Source organism: Pseudomonas sp. S2_C11, assembly GCF_054668395.1.
The window spans coordinates 4835043-4853597 of sequence record NZ_CP162765.1; the positions used below are offsets into that span (position 1 = coordinate 4835043).

The window sequence follows — 18555 nt, forward strand, 5'->3', positions numbered from 1 at the left end:
GCATACCAAACCCCATCATTTAATTGGATTCCAATGCCAAAGCGGCACACCAGGCCTCGCCACGCGAGCCCTGGGCTAAAATTTTCAGCGAACGCCCGCTGTCTTGCGGGCTAATGGTAATGGTCAGGTCGGGCTTTGGCAAAAAGCCTGCACCTTTATCGGGCCACTCGATCAGGCACAGGGCATCGTCTTCGAAGTAGTCACGGATGCCGAGAAACTCCAGCTCCTCGGGATCGACCAGACGATAGAGGTCGAAGTGGAAGGCACGTATGTCACCGATCTCGTAGGGCTCGACCAGAGTGAAGGTGGGACTTTTTACCGCGCCAACATGGCCCAAACCGCGAATGATGCCCCGTGACAGGGTGGTTTTGCCCATACCCAGATTACCTTCAAGAAAAATCAGGCCATGGCCCTGGGTGACGCGGGCGATCCGTGCGCCAAAGTCGCTCATTGCCTGTTCATCGGCCAGGTACAGGGTTACTTCAGACACGGTGCTTGCTCCTCCAACAACTGACGAATGGCTGGAATCAGATCACTGGCCGCCAGCCCACGGCCGAATTTGCCTTGTTGCATACCCGCGTTGGCGTGCAGCCAGACGGCCAGGCATGCCCCATCGAACGCGTCCATGTCCTGGGCCAGCAATGCGCCGGTGAGACCGGCCAGCACATCCCCCAAACCGCCCGTGGCCATCGCCGGATGGCCCTGATGACACAGGGCCAGACGCCCGTCTGGATGGGCGATCAGACTGCCGGCCCCTTTCAGAACCACTACCGCTGAATACTTTTTGCTCAACGCCAGAGCAGCGGCCGGGCGATCGGCCTGCACTTCGGCGGTACTGATGCCAAGCAAGCGCGCCGCTTCACCGGGATGCGGGGTGATCACGCAATCCTTGGGCAACTGGACAAAATCGCTGGCCAGCAGGTTCAACGCGTCAGCGTCCCACACTTGCGGCAACGCAGCATTGGCGGCCGCCGACAACAGGGCACGACCCCAACTGGCCTGACCGAGACCCGGTCCGACCACCAGCACCGAAACCTTTTCCAGCAGCCCCATCAGTTGATTGGCTGACGAAGTGCCGAGCGCCATCGCCTCCGGGACCCGGGTCAGCGCCGCCGGCACATGCTCTGGGCGAGTCGCCAGCGAGACCATGCCCGCGCCGCCGCGCAAGGCCATTTCCGTGCTGAGCAGAATCGCTCCGCCGAAACCGTGATCGCCGCCGATCAGCAACACATGGCCAAAGCGGCCCTTATGCGAGGTCGGCGCGCGCGGCGCAAGTGCTGGAAGATTAGCGGCGCTCAGGCGCTGAGCGCAGACAGGAATGTCACTGAAAATTTCGTCGGGGGCTTGCAGGTCGCTGAAGACCAGCTCACCGATATGATCCGCCGCATCACCGGTCAACAGCCCGACCTTCATACCAATGAAGGTCACCGTTAGATCGGCGCATACCGCGACACCCAGTTCACACCCGGTATCGGCACACAGCCCGGAAGGAATATCGACCGCCGCTACCGGCAAGCCGCAGGCGTTGATCGCCTTGATCGCCGAGGCATAGGGCTCACGCACTTCGCCGCTCAGGCCAGTGCCGAGCAACGCATCGAGGACGACACCGCGCAGCTCGCGTTGCGCCTGCCAGCCTTGCACCACAACACCAGCAGCCACCGATTCGGCATGGGCCAGTGCGGCATCGCCCTGCAAACGTTGCGGATCGCCGACGGCGAGAACGCGCACGGTCCAGCCGGCCCGCAGCGCCAACCCGGCCACCAGATAACCGTCACCGGCATTGTTGCCATGGCCGGCGAGCACGGTCAGCTCGTTCGCGCCCGGCCATTTGCGCACCAGTGCGCGCCACGTCGCGCGGGCGGCGCGTTGCATCAATTCGAAGCCCGGCGTGCCGGCGGCGATCAGCCGCGCGTCGAGTTCGCGCACCTGCGCGGCGCGGTACAGCGCGTCGGGTAATTCATCTTTCGTCTGCGGCATGCGTCTTCGGGCTCCGATGTCTGGCAGAATTATACGCACCTCAGCTCCGGTTTCTCTCGCCTCATGTCCGCCATCACCACAGACCTGCCCGCCCTCGCCCAATCGATCAAGGATTGGGGCCGCGAGCTGGGCTTCCAGCAAGTCGGCATCAGCGGTCTGGACCTGACCGAACACGAGCAGCATCTGCAGCGCTGGCTCGAGGCCGGCTACCACGGCGACATGGACTACATGGGCGCCCATGGCAGCAAACGCTCGCACCCGGAAGAGCTGGTGCCGGGCACGTTGCGCGTGGTTTCCCTGCGCATGGACTACTTGCCAGGCGATACCGAAATGGCCAAACGCCTGGCTGAGCCGGAGAAGGCTTACGTGTCGCGTTATGCCTTGGGCCGCGATTACCACAAATTGATCCGTAAACGTGTTCAACAATTGGCCGACAAGATCCAGGCGGAGATCGGCCCGTTCGGCTTTCGTGCGTTTGTCGACAGCGCACCGGTGCTGGAAAAAGCCATCGCCGAACAGGCTGGACTGGGCTGGATCGGTAAAAATACCTTGGTGTTGAACCGCAAGGCCGGCAGTTATTTTTTCTTGAGCGAACTGTTCGTCGACCTGCCGCTACCGGTGGACGAACCACACAGCACTGAACATTGCGGGCGTTGCACCGCATGCCTGGATATCTGCCCGACCAATGCCTTTGTCGGCCCGTACGTGCTGGACGCCCGGCGCTGCATTTCCTATTTGACCATTGAGCTGAAAACCGCGATTCCCGAAGAATTGCGGCCATTGATAGGCAATCGGGTGTTTGGCTGCGATGACTGCCAGATCGTCTGCCCATGGAACCGCTTCGCTCGGCCGACTGGAGAAAGCGATTTCAAGCCACGGCACAATCTCGATAATGCCGAGCTGGCTGAACTGTTCATGTGGGATGAAGAAAAGTTCTTGAACAGCACCGAAGGTTCACCGTTGCGGCGTGCCGGGTACGAGCGCTGGTTACGCAATCTGGCGGTGGGGCTGGGGAATGCGCCTTCATCGATTCCTGTGCTGGAAGCGTTGAAGGCGCGACGTGATTATCCGTCAGAGTTGGTCAGGGAACATGTCGAGTGGGCACTGGAACAGCACGCCCACCGCGCGCTCGCAAAACCGGCAAGCGCACTGTTCAAATCGTAGCCGAGCCTTGAGTGTTCCTGCTTTCGCTTTGTATCGTTTCGTTGCGTGCTCCGACTTACTTTTTTTCCTTTAAATGACCACCCAGCTGGTTGATGACCGCGATCCGCTCCTTGGCGTTTTCGGTCATATATATTCGGTCTCCTTGCGACAGATAGAGATGCATCGGCTTTGATGCTGAGCCGGATGGACCATGCATGGGCGTGTATTTGGCATGAATCAGCGCTGCAGAAGACGTCGGGGAGTTACCCGCCTCAATGTGCTGCATGAAAGTTTCGGCCTTTTCAAGCAAGCCGGTAAGGCCCTCTTTCTCAAGGATGTTCTTTTTGGGGTCGACCCTGACGAGTGACCATGGTTTCTCGGCCTCTTCCTGAACGGCCGCGCTGGCCTTCGCCTTGGCCGCCGCCTTGTTTCCCTTACCCTTGATCATGCCTCGGGCCATCTCTTGACCCGCTGCTTTGGAGCCTTTACTACTCAGGCCCTGCTTGAAGGCGCCAGCCAGTTTCCTGCCAGCATTGATGCCCGCTTTGGCACCAGCTGCCAGCCCTGCCCCCACCGAAGCCAGCCCAAGACCAAAACTGATCCAGCCCAATATCTCGCCCGCTTGAGAACCCGGTGCGAGTTCATTGACCACCTCGCTGGCAATACCCGCCAGGCCTGAAGCAACCGCCAGCCCCAATGCCGCCACTGCCCATGGCGTCGCCGCGCCCATCGTCACCACGCTGGCAACAATTCCGAGAACACTGAGGCCGATGCCCAGGATCGATTGCCAGGAGATATGCCCGGTAGGGTCGACACGATTGACTGGGTCGCCCAGGCAGTAGCTGTACGCATTCAATCCGCCCGCGCCGAACGGACTCATGCTGTCGGGGGCGAGAAAGCGCATCAGTGTCGGACTATAAGCCCTGTAACCGTTGCCCAGCAGATACAGCCCGGTAACCGGATCCAGCTGTTCGCCGTTGAACCCTGCCACGCTGAACAATCCACCTTCGGCGGGACGATGCCCATAAGGGCTGTAGGCGCAATCGGTGAGCTGCTCCTTGCCCAGCGTTGCCAGCACACTTTGCTGCTGATCGGTGGCGTATAGCTGCGCGTCGGGGTTCAACCCCGATTGCTGTTGCCCCACGAGCGCTCCACCGTGACGCACAACACTGGTTGAACTTTCACCACTCACCTCGTTGGCAACCCGGCCTGCGTAGTAGTAACGCTGCACAATTGCTTTTTCGGCTTGCGACAGCTCCACCAGATCGTCGAAACCGTCGTAATGGTAGCCACGAATCACTGATCCCCCTGCGCTGGACAACTGCTCGAGACGTCCGAACGCGTCATAGGCCAGCGTTCGCGCCTGGTCGTCCTTGATCATCCTGCCGTTGGCGTCGTATTCCAGCGTCACTGCCGAGGGATAGTCGACGTGGGAATGTTTGACGGCGCTGAGCTGTGCAGGATCAGGATTGTCGTAACTGAAGGTGGTCAGATTCACCCCCAGCGGGAACTTCGTCTGCACGGTGAGGATGTTATCCAATGCATCGAAGGTGAATGTCTGGCGGATAATTTCCTTGCCATACGGATCGCGCGGCTTTTGCGTGCCGGCACAGTCGTACTGGATCAAGCGCCCGCGCACATCGTAGGTGAACTGTTCATCACGTAACACTTGAGTGCCACGTCTGGACACTTTCTGCGCCAGTTTGCCAGCCAGCGTGTAAGTCGATTCCAGGGTCTGGTCTGGCTGCCCCTGAATCTCGAATGTTCGGCGGGTTTCACGCCCGATATCGTCATAGGCAAACCGGGTGAGCATTTGACGCTTGATTGACGTTTCTTCGGTTTTCGTCCAGTCCAGCATCCCCGTCTGCGCGTCGTAGTGGAATTCGGTTTTAAGCGAGCCTTGAGAGGTGGATAGCAGGCGGCCGTGCTTATCGTATTCGGATGTGCTTTCGACTCCGAGCACATCGACATGGGCGATCGGTCGCCCCTGCAGGGACCAGCTACTGGAGGTTGCTTTGGTGATAGCGCCGAGGGTCGTCGTTTCGGTTTTCACACGCCCGGAGGGGTGATAGGCGAAATTGCGCTGTCTGCCGTTTTCGGTACAGGTCAAGGGATTGCCACTGAGGGGGTCATACGTCATGGTCGTGACCAGATCCCCTGCCTTGCGCTCAGTCAGCAGGCCGCCCAGTTCCCGCAAATAAGTGAATTCGGTTTTTTTGCCATCAGCACTCCTGTACCACTGCGGCTGGGTGAAGCCCGCTTCATAACCTGCCTCGGACTTACGTCCGCCAACGGTACTTCGGATCAAGCGACCCAGACCGTCATAAGTTTGCTGCCCCAACACTTTGTCAGCGACCTTGATGTTGATCGGCAGACCTTCATCACTATGCCCGGCGTAGTCGGTCACGACCGCAGTGGCGTCGGGCAGGACACTGCGGGTTATCCGGTCAAAAACGTCGTACTCATATCGGCTGGTATTGCCGACAGGGTCTGTCTGACTGGTTGTGCGCCCGTAGCCGTCATAGGTGTACACAGTTTTGCCGAGACTTTTGTTCTTCAGATTGAAGCTCTCGACACTCAGCGGTTTACCGAAATCATTGACGAGGGTGATCGTCTTGCCCATCCCCTGGAGCCAATGGGTCTGCCGGCGAAGAACCGGGTCCGCCTCGCTGTGTTCGATACGTCCATCATCGTGCAGCGTCTTGCTGACCTGGCCCCAGGAATCGAATTCGTAGCCGGTGCTGACCGGATAAGGCTTGCCATCACGCCAATCAGTCAGCGTCACTTTCACCTTGTGGCCGACCGAATCATGCAGCGCAGAATAAAGCGTGCGTGTCTGAATCAGACCGTCCTTGTCGGGATGGTCGCAGTCCTTTTCATGAACGGTGATCACCCGTTCCATCCCGTCATAAGTCACTTTTTGCTCGCCGCCAGCAGGATCCGTGGTCACCATTGTCGCCGGATGCTGTTTGCTGGCAGCCAGATAGGTCCACCGGGTAACGGCCGCATATGGGGTGCCGCCAGCAACCGTTTTGCCCACTGCCCGACCGATTGCGTCGTACTCATGCTCGATGTGCTCGCCATCGACACCGACTTCAGAGACCTGTAATCCGGTCAGCGTCGACAGCACTTTCTCACTGGTCTGCAGCGTGCCGTCAAATCCGCGCGTGCTGGACCTGACTCGCAACCTGTCACCCTCAAGTTCATAGGAAAACTCGATAGCGGTTTTTTTATCATTCAGGATGACACTCTGCTCTTTCGTGGCTCCATGCTTGAGTGGATCCCCGGGCGTATTCAAATAACTGCGTGCGGTTTTCGAACGCAATACCTCAACGCCTTCCAACACTTCACAAAAACGCTCCTCGACCGGTAACACGGATGCCAGTTCCGCACCGTCCAGCGCCGGATGCAGCGCGTAGTCGTAGTAGGTGACTGTCGAAGCACCATCGGATGCGGCAGCAGTCACCGTCCTTTTTTTCGGGAATCTGGAAAAGCCCAGCGGATCCTCTGGGCAGTTATCTCCACCACTGGCCGGATAAAATTCCGTGGTCGTCGTCACCCCAGTGGGCTCGACCTGCTTGAGCAAGTTACCTTCGTCATCGAACTCGGTGACGGTGGTTTCCACACGCTGCTGTTGGGTGCGCCGATCAAGGTGCGTCACCGTGTGGACTTTAGGCATGCGGAACTGAGCCACCTGCTCACTGAATGGCTTGGTAATGGAACAGTGATACTCCGTGGTGGTGGCGATCTGAGCGTCACCACAGGTTGTAACCTCAGCCACCAACAGATGGAATTTGTTGTAGGTGCGTTTGATGCGGGTATGTACTTTGCCGCTGACCAGCAAGTGCTCGTCCGAGGTGTAGACGTAGTGGCCGGGCGCAAGATAGAGAGGATCCAGGTCACTATCCTTGGCAGGAAGGAGGCCCTGCCCAAGGAAGTTATGGTCGGAGTACGTGTAGGTCTTGCACAGTCGGGGCTGGCCGCGCCCTGGGTAGACATCGTGAGCAATCACAAACGGCAGTGTCCGTTCCACACCGCTGATGAAGCGGTGGCCGTGCCGCTTGTAGCGAATGATTTCGACCCCGCGCAGCGGATTGACGATGCGATGAACATAGCTGGCTCCAGCGATGACTTCATACTCAAGGTCCCAACCCTTACCAACCGGCAGCTCGATGGCCGTCACTCGAGAGTTTTTCAAGATCAGCTTGTAGTTGGAACTGGAAGTAGTGTCGGGATGCCGGGACAGCGTCACCTGACCTGCCGCGCGGGTGATTTTCAACAGGCAGCGCTTGCCATCACGGACTTCGGCCAATCGGGGAAACTGGTTGAACAACTCATGCTTCAGCGTAATGCTCACACCGTTCGCCGCGATTATTTTTTCCGCGACGGCGACCTGAGTGCCGGCCAGGACTTTGAGCAGTTCACGCCGGCCATCCTTGTATCGAACTTCATAGCGCCCTGCTCCAGCGACTGACACTTTCGCCGTTTGCAGTTTCATTTCCTTGAACTTCAGACCGGTAGACGTCTCGACAGCCTTGTAGCGCTCACCGTTGGACAAGGTCATCACTTTGCTGCGCAAGTCATAATTGGTCAGTGTCAAAGACCAGCCAACGCCGAAACCACTATCCGCCTGATTGAGCGGATTAAAGCCCACTGAAAGTGCAAGCTCCGGACCATTGAGATCCGCCGAGTGCAACTTGCCAAGCGAAAATGCGCAGGTGTACATGCCCGTGCGGGGATCAACGCCTCCTGAAACAAATTCACCAAAGTTGAAAGCGTTTGAATGAACAGAGGGAGAGAAATTACTTTCCATTGGTAAACCGTCCTTTTATTTCCAGACTTAGGTTGAGCAGTTAAAACTGGCCAGCAAAAAGCGCCGACCACACAACGAAGTCAGCTAAGCTGCTTCATTGACCGCCTGGATTGATCCAGAATAAAAGTGAGCCGCTCTTTATCACCATCGATACAAAGGCGGTGCTCCGTACCGAACTCATCGAACACGGCAAACTCGAATGCGCTTTCATTTTCCCGTGCTGCTTGCGGGTCAGCGGAAAGATATTGAATAAGGGTTAATTGCCCAGGCACCTTATTGATAGGGACGGTAACGTAGCTCAGGGGACTGCGGAATGTTGCTTGCACGCCATATATCGGTGCCATATAGCCATAAAAAACTTTGCGACTACCTTGTATTCCGGGGATATTACCGGACACATAGACTTGCACCGCCTCTTCGGAATCATAAGGATCAAGTTTCACCTCACTGCTGTACCAGTCAAGGAGGTGAATCTGCCTGCCTTCAGCGCGCAGGGCAATATGATAATGCTGAATCGAATCGTATCGACCCCTCTGCCGTTTCTCATCATACTTGCTCAATGAAAAGCTGCTCAGCGAGTACTCTTTCGGAGGAATCGCCTCCAGCGTGACACTGCTGTCGAAACCAACCCCATTACTTCGCAATACCACGCCATTCAAGGAGATCTCGGCAGCTACTTCCATAATTCCAGGTCGGGAAGCCGAGACCCAGAACTGGAAAATCTGTACCGGATCTGCGGCGTTGCTTATCTGGTTGTCACTGACCCGAGGGAGTTCTGTCAGGCGCGTTGCCCCACCCGACATTTCGTGAGCGTAACGATTTTCCTGAATCGAAACACTCCAGTCTCCCTCCAGAGGCCGAGCACCGTTGTAGGCAATCAGCCGCAATGACGGCAATGCAGGATGTCCATGCAGCGATACGCCGTCGCCATTGTTATCGATACCGTGCAGAAGCACCAATACACGCACCTGCATGCGACCGTTGGAATAAAGCACTTTGTGCTGACCATGATTTGTGGCGTCGAGTTTTACCTCGATACGGGAAATACCAACTTGCTCATCAAACATCTGATAACACCTCAGCCGATTAATATATTTCGCCCTTCAAGGGCTCGGCAAAGTATTAACGTCGAATTTAAATATAAACAGCCGCGACATTTGACATTTTGTGAAAAAGCAAACTTTCAACATCATCTTTAATAATTCACACAGATGCTAATAACTTCAAAAAATGCGATCTGCATGTTACGAGATTCAACACTAAGCCTTTCGCCCCTATGATTCTGGCCCACGAAGGCCTGTTACCCCTTCCGAATTCAATCAACCCGAACCGGAAGGGGAGTCAGCGAGTAGCTTATGTTTGCCAAATCATGTTGGCAGCGTGATCGATCCGTTACTTTCGACAACACTCAGTCGCTATCTGGACCTGTCGAAAATCCGCTCTCCGATGACTCACTATCGGAATCAACGTCTGAAACTGTTTCTTCCGTTTGGATTTCCACTTTCCGGTCCATACTGGAATTTTCAAGATATTGATTAATCCGCCGCATCGACTCGTCACTCAGCGGATTGTTCAATAAACCAACATATAGATCTTGAGTATCCGGAATATCGAACAGATCGCCCCCTACGTCTGAGATATTATTATCCTGTAACGCCATGACCCGAAGATCTCCAAGCCTGTCTATACCGGAAGGCAGGCTGGAGAGATTGGCGTTATATAGCATCAACTCGGTTAAACCTGTCATGAAGCCTACATGCGGAGCAACTGTCAGAGGGTTGTTGGCCAGATTCAACAAAGTGAGTGTCTCGATCCTGGACACACCTTCAGCCGTCGCTTCAGATAATTCAAGCGAGCAATCGTCCAGCACCAGTTGACGCAACTGGCGCATTTGGAATATCCCTGACGGGAAGTCCTCCATTTTTATGCCAGTGACCATCAAATATTGAACATTGGGAAAACTGTCAAAAAAAGCGCCGATGCGTGCGCCTGGCGTTTCCACAGTCAATATCAACTCTGTTACATAGTCGAACCTGGCGGATAATCTTGGTAACTCACCAGTAAAATCGACATGATGGGAAAAATGATAGTCACCGTAACCCCACCTGGAAACCGACTTGCGTCGCCAGATATCTTGCAGTTTTGCGCTAAATTGCTCGCGAGCCTGGCGCTGTTCTGCGATCTGCATTGCGTCCTGCGAAGAGTCCGCTTGGGTCGATAATCCTTCCGCACTCCAGATCGCCAATTCATTGCGCAATATTGCGAGGTCTGTCTCCAGGCGCGCTAAAACTGTGGACGGCTCAGATCCCAGGCGCTCGGAAACGAACGCGGCCAACTCCTTGTCAGCAAGCTGCGGATAGAGGCTACGGACACGTTCCACAACGGATCCTGTCAACATCGGGTTGACATCGCCGCCGCCTCGCAGCCCCGCTTGCGCGTATTGGGCGCTGGCCGGAACAGCCGTTACCTGCACCGGTGCCAGTCCCAACAATTCGCTCACGCGTTGGCGCGACGGCAATGGCTGTGCGCGTACCAGTTGCCGCAGCGCCGCACCACCGCCCTGCGCTACACCGAGCAACTGGCGCTGCCCGGGCAGTAAAAGGCGCCAGACGGCGGCATACAGATCCATCCGATCCTGAGGGGACGCGATGCCGCTGCGTTGGATAACGTAGCCTTCATGCTGACGAATCAATATGTGCCGCACTGGCGATCGAGCATCGCCAATAGCACTCAATGACTCACCCTCTGACGCTTGCAGACGAATCTCGATACGAATCTGTCGCGGCCACTGATCAAGCTGCCCGAGCATCTGCAAAGCCAGTTGGTCACTGTCCAGGCTGGCTACCGCATCCAGATAGATTCCTTCGCACGCCCTGGCGAGACGCACCTCGCGTAGCGCCACCAGCGTTTTTTCTGCCATGTGCCGCGGCATTCCCGGCCGCAGGCGCAAATGCCTGTGGTCGGCGCCACTGGCCTCTCGCCACAACGCCTGAGCAATCGTCTTGGGCAGATGAGGAAAAATCCGTCGCATCTGCAACGTATTGTCATCGCAATCGAGTTCGAACGCCCGCTCGCTCTGCTCAAAGAGCAAAGCGCGGGACTGTTCGATAACGCGCTCGCTCAGATCAGTTGCCTGTAGCGTTAACAAAGCCTGCAGTTGTGAATCGGCTTGCGCACGCACGGTCGGATCGGAATGTTGCACTTGGGTGATGAACTGGCGGATCTTTTGATCGAGGGCGAAGCGCCTCGCAGTGTCCTGCAGCAATGCCAGCGAAGCGGGATGAATGTCGGACCTGTGCGCCATCATCGCGTCGACGCCGCTCACGGCAAATATGCGTTGGGTCATCAGTGGAGGGAAATCCTTTATTGAATACTCCGTGCCGGGAAGCTCTGTCGTGCGATTTTGTCCGGTAAAGACAGTTGCAACTGGATTGGCCGACTCAGGATCATCCAGCGGATGCCACAAACGGCCCTCGCTGTCAGGCCTCAACAGCGGACCGGAAGGATGCAGTTCTCTGGCATGTGTGGCGCGAAACAGGCCGCTCTCGGGGTCTCGGACCACTTGTACGATGTGATTGTCAGCGACGGCAACATACTGACGCTGCTTCATGATTGCGATGCCCCATGCATCGGTCTTGTCGAGACGCTCTTGCGTGGGTATCCAGTAGTTCTCCAGCGAATTCCTTGCGGACACACTTGCGAACTCGTCGATCGTGGAATATTTCGGCCTCGTGCTCACACTGATGACAGGCATCACTGCAAGCGAATCTGAAGAAGATGGCGAAGGCAAGGGTCCCTGATGATGTGCAACAGTCGAATGCGGCATTGTCGAAGACGGGTTCAGAGCCCGGGGCAGGCCATCCCCGCTGGACTCGATGGGTCTGGTTGGGGCAGATACAGGTTTGATTTTCGGCGGTTTGCCAGTCATGAATGCTCATCCTTGAGGAGTGGTGACGCTGGCCACACATCGCTGCGGGCCAGCGCAAGACATCAGATAAAGCACTTTCGTGCATATGCCTGATCATCGAACATGGCAGCTTATCTGCAGCCGCGATGCCAAACGCATATACAGCTACTACATCCCAAGACATTGCATCAATGGATGATGAAACTCAGCCTCGCTGAAGAGACAAATTGCGCTCATAAAAACTCACGCGAATCGCCAACTTATGCCCGGTACCATATTCATCGATAGCGATAAAGTAGAGGACACTTCCATATTTTTGCGCACCGGTATTTTCCGAGTATTCGGATAACGCCTGCACAATAGTGAGTTCTCCGTCGCTTTGAGTATTTACTTTGTAATGCTTGTGATTCCATGTTTGCGCATCGCCGGTGAAAGCATATACAAACGGATCACCCCTATCAGGCAAGGTGACGGTCACACTGGTTTTTTCGGGACGGACGAAAATGCACTTCATATAATTGGTTTTGATTTCGTTAAGCCTGTTCCCGCCCGCAAAATCGAGGTTTTCGCCCTCTTCAGCCCCCTCGACCATCCAATCGACCAGGCGGATTTGCTTCCCGTCCGGGTACAGCCCCAGATGGTACTTCCAGATACGATTACCAGGCGACTCATTACCAATCCTGTTCTGATACAACTGAAAGACTCCATATGTCGCGGGCTTTTCAGCCTCCAGAGTCACGCTGCTGTAATGAACACTGGCAGGGGTGGTTCCGTTGCTCAAAATCCTCTCCCCGTTGAGAGACAGGCGCGCACCGACCTCAGTCGTTCCGGCACTCGACGAGGAAACCCAGAACGTACGCACCTGTGGATGAACGCTGTCATTCTCAAGATCATCATCGTGCCTGTCCAAGGCATCCGGTGCAGGCCGTGCCTCACGCGTAAACCGGCCTTGGACTGCGCTCGCGACCCAACCATCGCGCAAGGTCTTGCCGGTCGCGTAATGAATAAGCTGGATGCTTTCCATTACATCTTCCGGTACATGCACAGCGTTGCCGTCGGCGTCTACTCCGGCAACCAGCACCTGAACTTTGACTTGCATCCGGCCATTAGCAAAAAGTGCCCTGCTTTGAGTGTTATCACTGGCGTCAAACTTGACCTTCAGACTGGACAACCCCACAAGAACGGGCGAAGTGTTTTGTTGATTACCTGTAGCATCCATGCTTTCACTCATAATACAGCTCCTCTGTGAGAATATAACTTGATAGTGACATCGAAAACATGTCAGCAAAAAAAGTTACATACCCACCGAGAAAATATCAAAGTGAAAAGTGTAAGAAATATGCGCGCACCAGCCGCCGGCAACTCATACGCCTTTAAACCAGCCTCCAATACACCAACGCAAGAATGATCAATGTTCGTCGTTATAGACGAACTTCGGCATTTCCCAATGGAAACGGATGGCCAGCAGACGTAACAGGAACCCGCCAAATAAAGTGATCAGAATGGCTTGTTCGCCCGGCACATTTATATAGAGACAAAACATGTAGCACCATGCCGCAGCGAATGAAACACTGGCATAAAGTTCGCGGCGAAATATCAGCGGAATGTCATTGCAGAAAATGTCGCGCAGGATGCCGCCGAACACACCAGTGATAACGCCGCTGACCGATGCCACCAGCATGCCGTGACCCATTTCCAGCGCGGTCATGCAGCCGATCAAGGTGAACGCCACCAGCCCCACCGCGTCGAGCACCAGAAACAGCGAGCGCAGGTGGCGCATCCAGCGCGCAGCGAATACGGTGAACATCGCTGCCACCGAGGTCAGCACCAGATATTCCGGATGTTTGACCCAGGTCAGCGGGTAGTGCCCGAGCAACACGTCGCGCACCGAACCGCCACCGAGCGCGGTGATGCAGGCGATCAGCACCACGCCGAACCAGTCCATGCCTCGTCGTCCGGCGGACAGCGCGCCAGTCATGGCTTCGGCGGTAATGGCGATCAGATATAGCATCAGCAACATGATGGCAGTCCAGGCAGGAAGGCGCGCAGTCTAGCCATTTCGGCGCCGCACCAGAAGAGGGCGCGCCTCTCGCGAGCCGGCTCGCGTCCACATAAGCCGCATTCCATGTGGGAGCGAGCCTGCTCGCGAAAGCGTCAGGGCTGATGCCGCCGCATCAGAACTTGATGAAGTGCTTGCGGTAGTGCTGCAGCTCGGCGATCGATTCGCGGATGTCATCCAAAGCCAGGTGGGTGCTGCCCTTCTTGAAGCTGTCGCGCACATCCGGCGCCCAGCGCGCGGCCAGTTCCTTGAGCGTGGAGACGTCGAGGTTGCGATAGTGGAAGTAGCTTTCCAGCGCCTTCATATGGGTATAAAGGAAGCGACGATCCTGGCAAATGCTGTTGCCGCAGATCGGCGACTTGCCCTTCGGCACCCACTTTTCCAGGAAGGCGATGGTCTCAGCTTCTGCCTCAGCCATGCTGATGCGGCTGTCGCGCACACGCTGGGTCAGACCGGAGTTGCCGTGGGTGCGGGTGTTCCACTCGTCCATGCGCGCGAGCACTTCATCGCTATGGTGGATGGCAATCACCGGGCCTTCGGCCAATGTATTCAGCTCACTGTCGGTGACGATGGTGGCCATTTCGATGATGACGTCGTTGTCCGGGTCCAGACCGGTCATTTCCAGGTCGATCCAGATCAGGTTCTGCGGATTTTGCATATTCGGGCTCCTAGGCAATGCTGCGCAGTTTAGCCTAGGCCGGTGGCCGGGCGTGCTAAACTCGCGGCCGTTTTACCTAATCGCTGCATTCTTCAGACGGAACACCCATGGCCAAACGCCAACTCAATCGTCGTCAAAACTGGCGCATCGAAAAGATCCAGGGCGAGCGCGCCGCACGCGCCGCCAAACGCGAGTCCTCGGCGGTCGAAGCCCTCGAGGGCGGCGACCTTGGCCCAGAGCAACACGGCCTGGTGATCGCCCACTTCGGCGTGCAGGTCGAAGTCGAAGCCGTCGACGGCGAACTCGCCGGTCAAGTGTTCCGTTGCCACTTGCGCGCCAACCTGCCAGCGCTGGTCACTGGCGACAAAGTGGTCTGGCGCGCCGGCAACCAAGGCATTGGCGTGATCGTCGCGCAACTGCCGCGCAGCACCGAACTGTGCCGCCCCGACAGTCGTGGCCAGCTCAAGCCGGTTGCCGCCAACGTCGACATGATCGTCATCGTTTTCGCGCCGCTGCCCGAGCCGCACGCCAACCTGATCGACCGCTATCTGGTCGCCGCCGAACATGCCGGCATCCGCCCGCTTCTGCTGCTGAACAAATTCGACCTGATCGACGAGCAGAACGCCCCGGCGCTGAACGCGTTGCTGGCGGTGTACCGCACGCTGGGTTATCCGGTGCTGGAAGTCTCGGCTCACCACGGCGATGGCATGGAACAGCTGCAAAAGCAGCTCGACGGGCGCATCAGCGTGTTCGTAGGCCAGTCCGGCGTCGGCAAGTCGTCGCTGGTCAACAGCCTGCTGCCGGAAGTCGAAACCCGCGTCGGGCCGTTGTCGGAATTGTCCGGTCAGGGCACGCACACCACCACCACCGCGCGCCTGTTCCACTTCCCTGGCGGCGGCGAACTGATCGACTCCCCGGGCATCCGTGAATTCGGTCTGGGCCACGTCAGCCGCGCCGATGTCGAAGCCGGTTTCATCGAGTTCGATGACCTGCTCGGCACTTGCCGTTTCCGCGACTGCAAGCACGACCGCGAACCGGGTTGCGCGCTGCTCAAGGCGCTGGAAGATGGGCGCATCCAGCAGCAACGGATGAACAGCTATCGCTCGATCATCGCCAGCCTGCCCGAAAACGGTTATTAAACAGTCGCGCCGGCAGCCCCGCACCACGGGCTGCCGGTTGTCGGACCGCATCTGAATCAGTTCTCCCCCACTTAAACATAAGCCTCTGCCGTAGGCTTTTGCGCGGCTGCTTGCAGGACTTTTCTGTTTTGCCGCGCAGCCCTTGTAGGTCTCTGCCAGCGGCCTACATTCCTTTCCTCCTTCGCTCACAGCGACCTTCGAGGAAAGCCATGCCAACCTGTGTTTTATTCATCCGCCATTCGTCTCGCTACATCCACGCGTGCAGTGCCCACAGCATCGTCGGCGCGATCCGCCTGCACACGGTGGTATGAGCATGCGCAAGGCACTGTTCATCGGCATCAACGATTACACGCATATCGGCGGCCTGAGCGGCTGTTGCAACGACGCCATGGCCATGGCTTCGGTGCTGAAAACCAATGCCAACGGCGACCCCAACTTCAAGAATGTCGTGTTGACGTCCGCCGAGGATTATTTGAGCCGGCAAAAACTCGAAGATCAGATCCGCGAGTTGTTTTCCGGTGACTGCAACGTCGCCCTGCTGTATTTCGCCGGCCATGGCGGTTTCGACGCCGACACTGACGAAGGCATGCTGATACCCCAGGACTACCGCAACGCCAAGGACGGCATCCGCATCAGCGACATCCTCAACTGGGCGGACAAAGCCACGCGGATCAAAAACAAAGTGATTATCCTCGACTGCTGCGAAAGCGGTTCGGCCGGCGAAGTGCGCGCCTTGCGCAGCGAGAGCAGCATGGTCAGCGAGGGTATGACGATCCTCACCGCCTGCAAAAAAACCGAGCCGGCGCTGGAGGGCGCGCAGCACGGCGTGTTCACCGGCTTGCTCCTGCAAGCGTTGCACGGCGGCGCGGCGAATATCCTCGGCAAAATCACCCCCGGCAGTCTGTATTCCTTTGTCGACAACGCCCTCGGCGCCTGGGAACAGCGTCCGGTGTTCAAGACCAATGTGTCGCAGTTCATTTCCCTGCGCGAAGTCTCGCCGCTGATCCCCAAGGAGATACTGCGCAAATTGCCCGACTGGTTCGCCGAAGCCGAATCGGTCTACCCGCTCGACCCCAGCCATGAGCCCACCGAAAAGGCGTTCGTGCCTGAGCACGGCGAGGTCTTCGCCCAGTTGCAGAAGTGCAACCGCCACAGCCTGATCGAGCCGGTCGACGCCGAGCACATGTACTACGCCGCCCTCAACTCCACCGGCTGCCGCCTGACGGCACTCGGCGCCTATTACCGCGAACTCGCCCTCAAAGGACATTTCTGATGCCAGTCTTTATCAGCTATCGCCACATGGATCGCGCCCATGCGATCGCCATCAACACCCGCCTGACCCAAGCGAAGATCAGGACATATCTCGATGTCCTCGATCCGGAATCGCAGACCACGGACGACATCACCGGGGTCATTACCCGCAACATCACCGAGTGCACGCATCTGCTGGCGGTGGTGTCGGAGACAACTGCACTGTCGTGGTGGGTGCCGTTCGAAATTGGCGAGGCGACGATCAGCAATCGGCGGATCTGTACGTTCAAGACCGGACCTGCGCAACTGCCGATCTATCTGGACAAATGGCCGAAGCTGAGCACGGCCAGCGATCTGGATTTCTTTATCGATGCGTATCGTGATGAGGTGTCGAACAAGCGGTCGATGGCGCTGGATTCGATCAGCGAATCGGTCAAAGGGGCTTACAAGCGCGATGCAGAGATGTTTCATGAACAGCTGAAGAACCGGATTCGTCGGGGATTCTGAGACTGTGCCGGCCTGTGATAGCCACAAAAAAGCCGACATCACTGTCGGCTTTTTTTCACTCACTGCTTCGGCGCAGGCGCCGCCCCACCCGGCTCAGCCGGTTTCGGCGCCGCATCGTCAAACAGATTCAACCGCTCGCGCAACTCGTGAGCTGGCACTGGCTGTTTGTCCGCCGGCAACGCATTCGGATCAACCGGGGCTGCCGGAGCAGCACCGTTCTGCCCCTGATCCGCCGGTTTCGCTGCCTCAGGCCCCTGCGCACCTTCGATGGCGGCCTGGGCTTTCTTGGTCAGCACGACAATATCGATCCGGCGGTTGACCGGGTTGAACGGGTTTTCCCGATCGAACAACGCCGACGAGGCATAACCGACCACCCGCGCCACCTGCGCATCCGGATAGCTGCCCGCGACCAGGGCACGGCGAGCCGCGTTGGCGCGGTTGGCCGAAAGCTCCCAGTTGCCGTAATCGCCAGTGCCAATGTACGGCTTGGCGTCGGTGTGGCCGCTGATACTGATCTTGTTCGGCACCGCTTTGATGGTGTCGGCCATGGCCAGCAGGATGTCCTCGAAGTACGGTTTCAGGCGTGCGGAACCTGAGTCGAACATCGGCCGGTTCTCGGCGTCCATGATCTGGATGCGCAAGCCGTTCGGCGTGATTTCGAAGAGGATCTGATCCTTGAACTTCTGCAGTTGCGGGTTCTCGTCGACCTTGTTCTGCAGTTCTTGCAGGAGCAGTTCGAGACGCTCCTTCTCGACCTGCTCGGCCATGCCTTCAACCTGATCGGTGTCGACCGTAACCTTGTCCGGTTGCGGTTGCGACTTCACTTCCGGGTTGAGGGTGTTTTCCGGCGCCAGGGTCGGCGTGCCACCCAAGTCGATGATGTACGGCGTGCCGCTTTCGGAGAAGCCGACCGGGTCCTTGAAATAACCGGCGATGGCGATCTTCTGTTCCGGCGTAGCGGTGGACAGCAGCCACAGCACGAGGAAGAACGCCATCATCGCCGTGGCAAAGTCGGCGAAGGCGATTTTCCACGCCCCGCCGTGGTGCCCGGCGGCAATGCGCTTGACGCGCTTGACGATGATCGGCTGATTATTTTCCATG

Annotated in this window: 13 protein-coding genes; 4 read left to right on the plus strand and 9 right to left on the minus strand. The window is 57.3% G+C overall.

The genetic code is table 11. The features are described 5' to 3' along the window. Positions 1-19 precede the first annotated feature (19 nt). Together tsaE and AB4N48_RS21825 are read right to left on the minus strand one after the other, a co-directional pair. Positions 20-490: a tRNA (adenosine(37)-N6)-threonylcarbamoyltransferase complex ATPase subunit type 1 TsaE gene (gene tsaE / locus AB4N48_RS21820; RefSeq protein ID WP_016771950.1), complete on the minus strand. Its 471-nt coding sequence runs from the start codon at positions 488-490 to the stop codon at positions 20-22. Further along, positions 478-1977, minus strand: coding sequence for an NAD(P)H-hydrate dehydratase (locus AB4N48_RS21825; protein ID WP_460094307.1), 1500 nt, complete (start codon positions 1975-1977; stop codon positions 478-480). The genes tsaE and AB4N48_RS21825 overlap by 13 nt, the downstream gene beginning before the upstream one ends. A 63-nt stretch (positions 1978-2040) precedes the next feature. Between AB4N48_RS21825 and queG the strand changes: the two genes are divergently transcribed. Then, positions 2041-3141 (plus strand): tRNA epoxyqueuosine(34) reductase QueG, encoded by a 1101-nt coding sequence (queG, locus tag AB4N48_RS21830; RefSeq protein WP_150638279.1) that lies wholly within the window; start codon positions 2041-2043, stop codon positions 3139-3141. Between the two features lie 55 nt (positions 3142-3196). On the opposite strand, the gene AB4N48_RS21835 is transcribed toward queG, so the two are convergent. From AB4N48_RS21835 to orn, 6 genes are all read right to left on the minus strand, one after another. Next, positions 3197-7933 carry an RHS repeat domain-containing protein gene (locus tag AB4N48_RS21835; RefSeq protein WP_460094308.1) on the minus strand — a complete coding sequence of 1579 codons (4737 nt, stop codon included), beginning with the start codon at positions 7931-7933 and terminating at the stop codon, positions 3197-3199. An 80-nt stretch (positions 7934-8013) separates the two neighbouring features. Then, on the minus strand, positions 8014-9000 hold the full coding sequence (locus AB4N48_RS21840) for a hypothetical protein (protein ID WP_460094309.1): 987 nt from the start codon (positions 8998-9000) through the stop codon (positions 8014-8016). Between the two features lie 341 nt (positions 9001-9341). Further along, a complete protein-coding gene (locus tag AB4N48_RS21845) occupies positions 9342-11861 on the minus strand; it encodes a leucine-rich repeat domain-containing protein (protein WP_460094311.1) in 2520 nt (839 codons plus the stop codon). Positions 11862-12045: 184 nt separating this feature from the next. Next, positions 12046-13071, minus strand: coding sequence for a hypothetical protein (locus AB4N48_RS21850; RefSeq protein WP_460094312.1), 1026 nt, complete (start codon positions 13069-13071; stop codon positions 12046-12048). 177 nt (positions 13072-13248) lie between these two features. Continuing rightward, positions 13249-13863: a trimeric intracellular cation channel family protein gene (locus AB4N48_RS21855; RefSeq protein WP_177342722.1), complete on the minus strand. Its 615-nt coding sequence runs from the start codon at positions 13861-13863 to the stop codon at positions 13249-13251. A 151-nt stretch (positions 13864-14014) separates the two neighbouring features. Beyond that, entirely contained in the window at positions 14015-14557 is a 543-nt protein-coding gene (gene orn, locus AB4N48_RS21860) for an oligoribonuclease (RefSeq protein ID WP_016771957.1), read from the minus strand. Positions 14558-14664: 107 nt separating this feature from the next. Here orn and rsgA point away from each other — a divergent pair, with 107 nt between their 5' ends. The 3 genes from rsgA to AB4N48_RS21875 all read left to right on the plus strand — a co-directional run bounded on the left by rsgA (position 14665) and on the right by AB4N48_RS21875 (position 17454). After that, complete coding sequence (gene rsgA / locus AB4N48_RS21865) at positions 14665-15696, plus strand: small ribosomal subunit biogenesis GTPase RsgA (protein WP_024011360.1); 1032 nt, start codon at positions 14665-14667, stop codon at positions 15694-15696. Between the two features lie 313 nt (positions 15697-16009). After that, the gene (locus tag AB4N48_RS21870; RefSeq protein WP_460094313.1) at positions 16010-16969 is read left to right on the plus strand and encodes a caspase family protein; all 960 of its coding nucleotides are present in this window, start codon (positions 16010-16012) and stop codon (positions 16967-16969) included. Further along, positions 16969-17454 carry a toll/interleukin-1 receptor domain-containing protein gene (locus tag AB4N48_RS21875; RefSeq protein ID WP_041480739.1) on the plus strand — a complete coding sequence of 162 codons (486 nt, stop codon included), beginning with the start codon at positions 16969-16971 and terminating at the stop codon, positions 17452-17454. The genes AB4N48_RS21870 and AB4N48_RS21875 overlap by 1 nt, the downstream gene beginning before the upstream one ends. Before the next feature lie 59 nt (positions 17455-17513). Here AB4N48_RS21875 and motB read toward each other — a convergent pair whose 3' ends face one another. Beyond that, positions 17514-18554 carry a flagellar motor protein MotB gene (gene motB / locus AB4N48_RS21880; protein ID WP_073471668.1) on the minus strand — a complete coding sequence of 347 codons (1041 nt, stop codon included), beginning with the start codon at positions 18552-18554 and terminating at the stop codon, positions 17514-17516. Position 18555 lies beyond the last annotated feature (1 nt).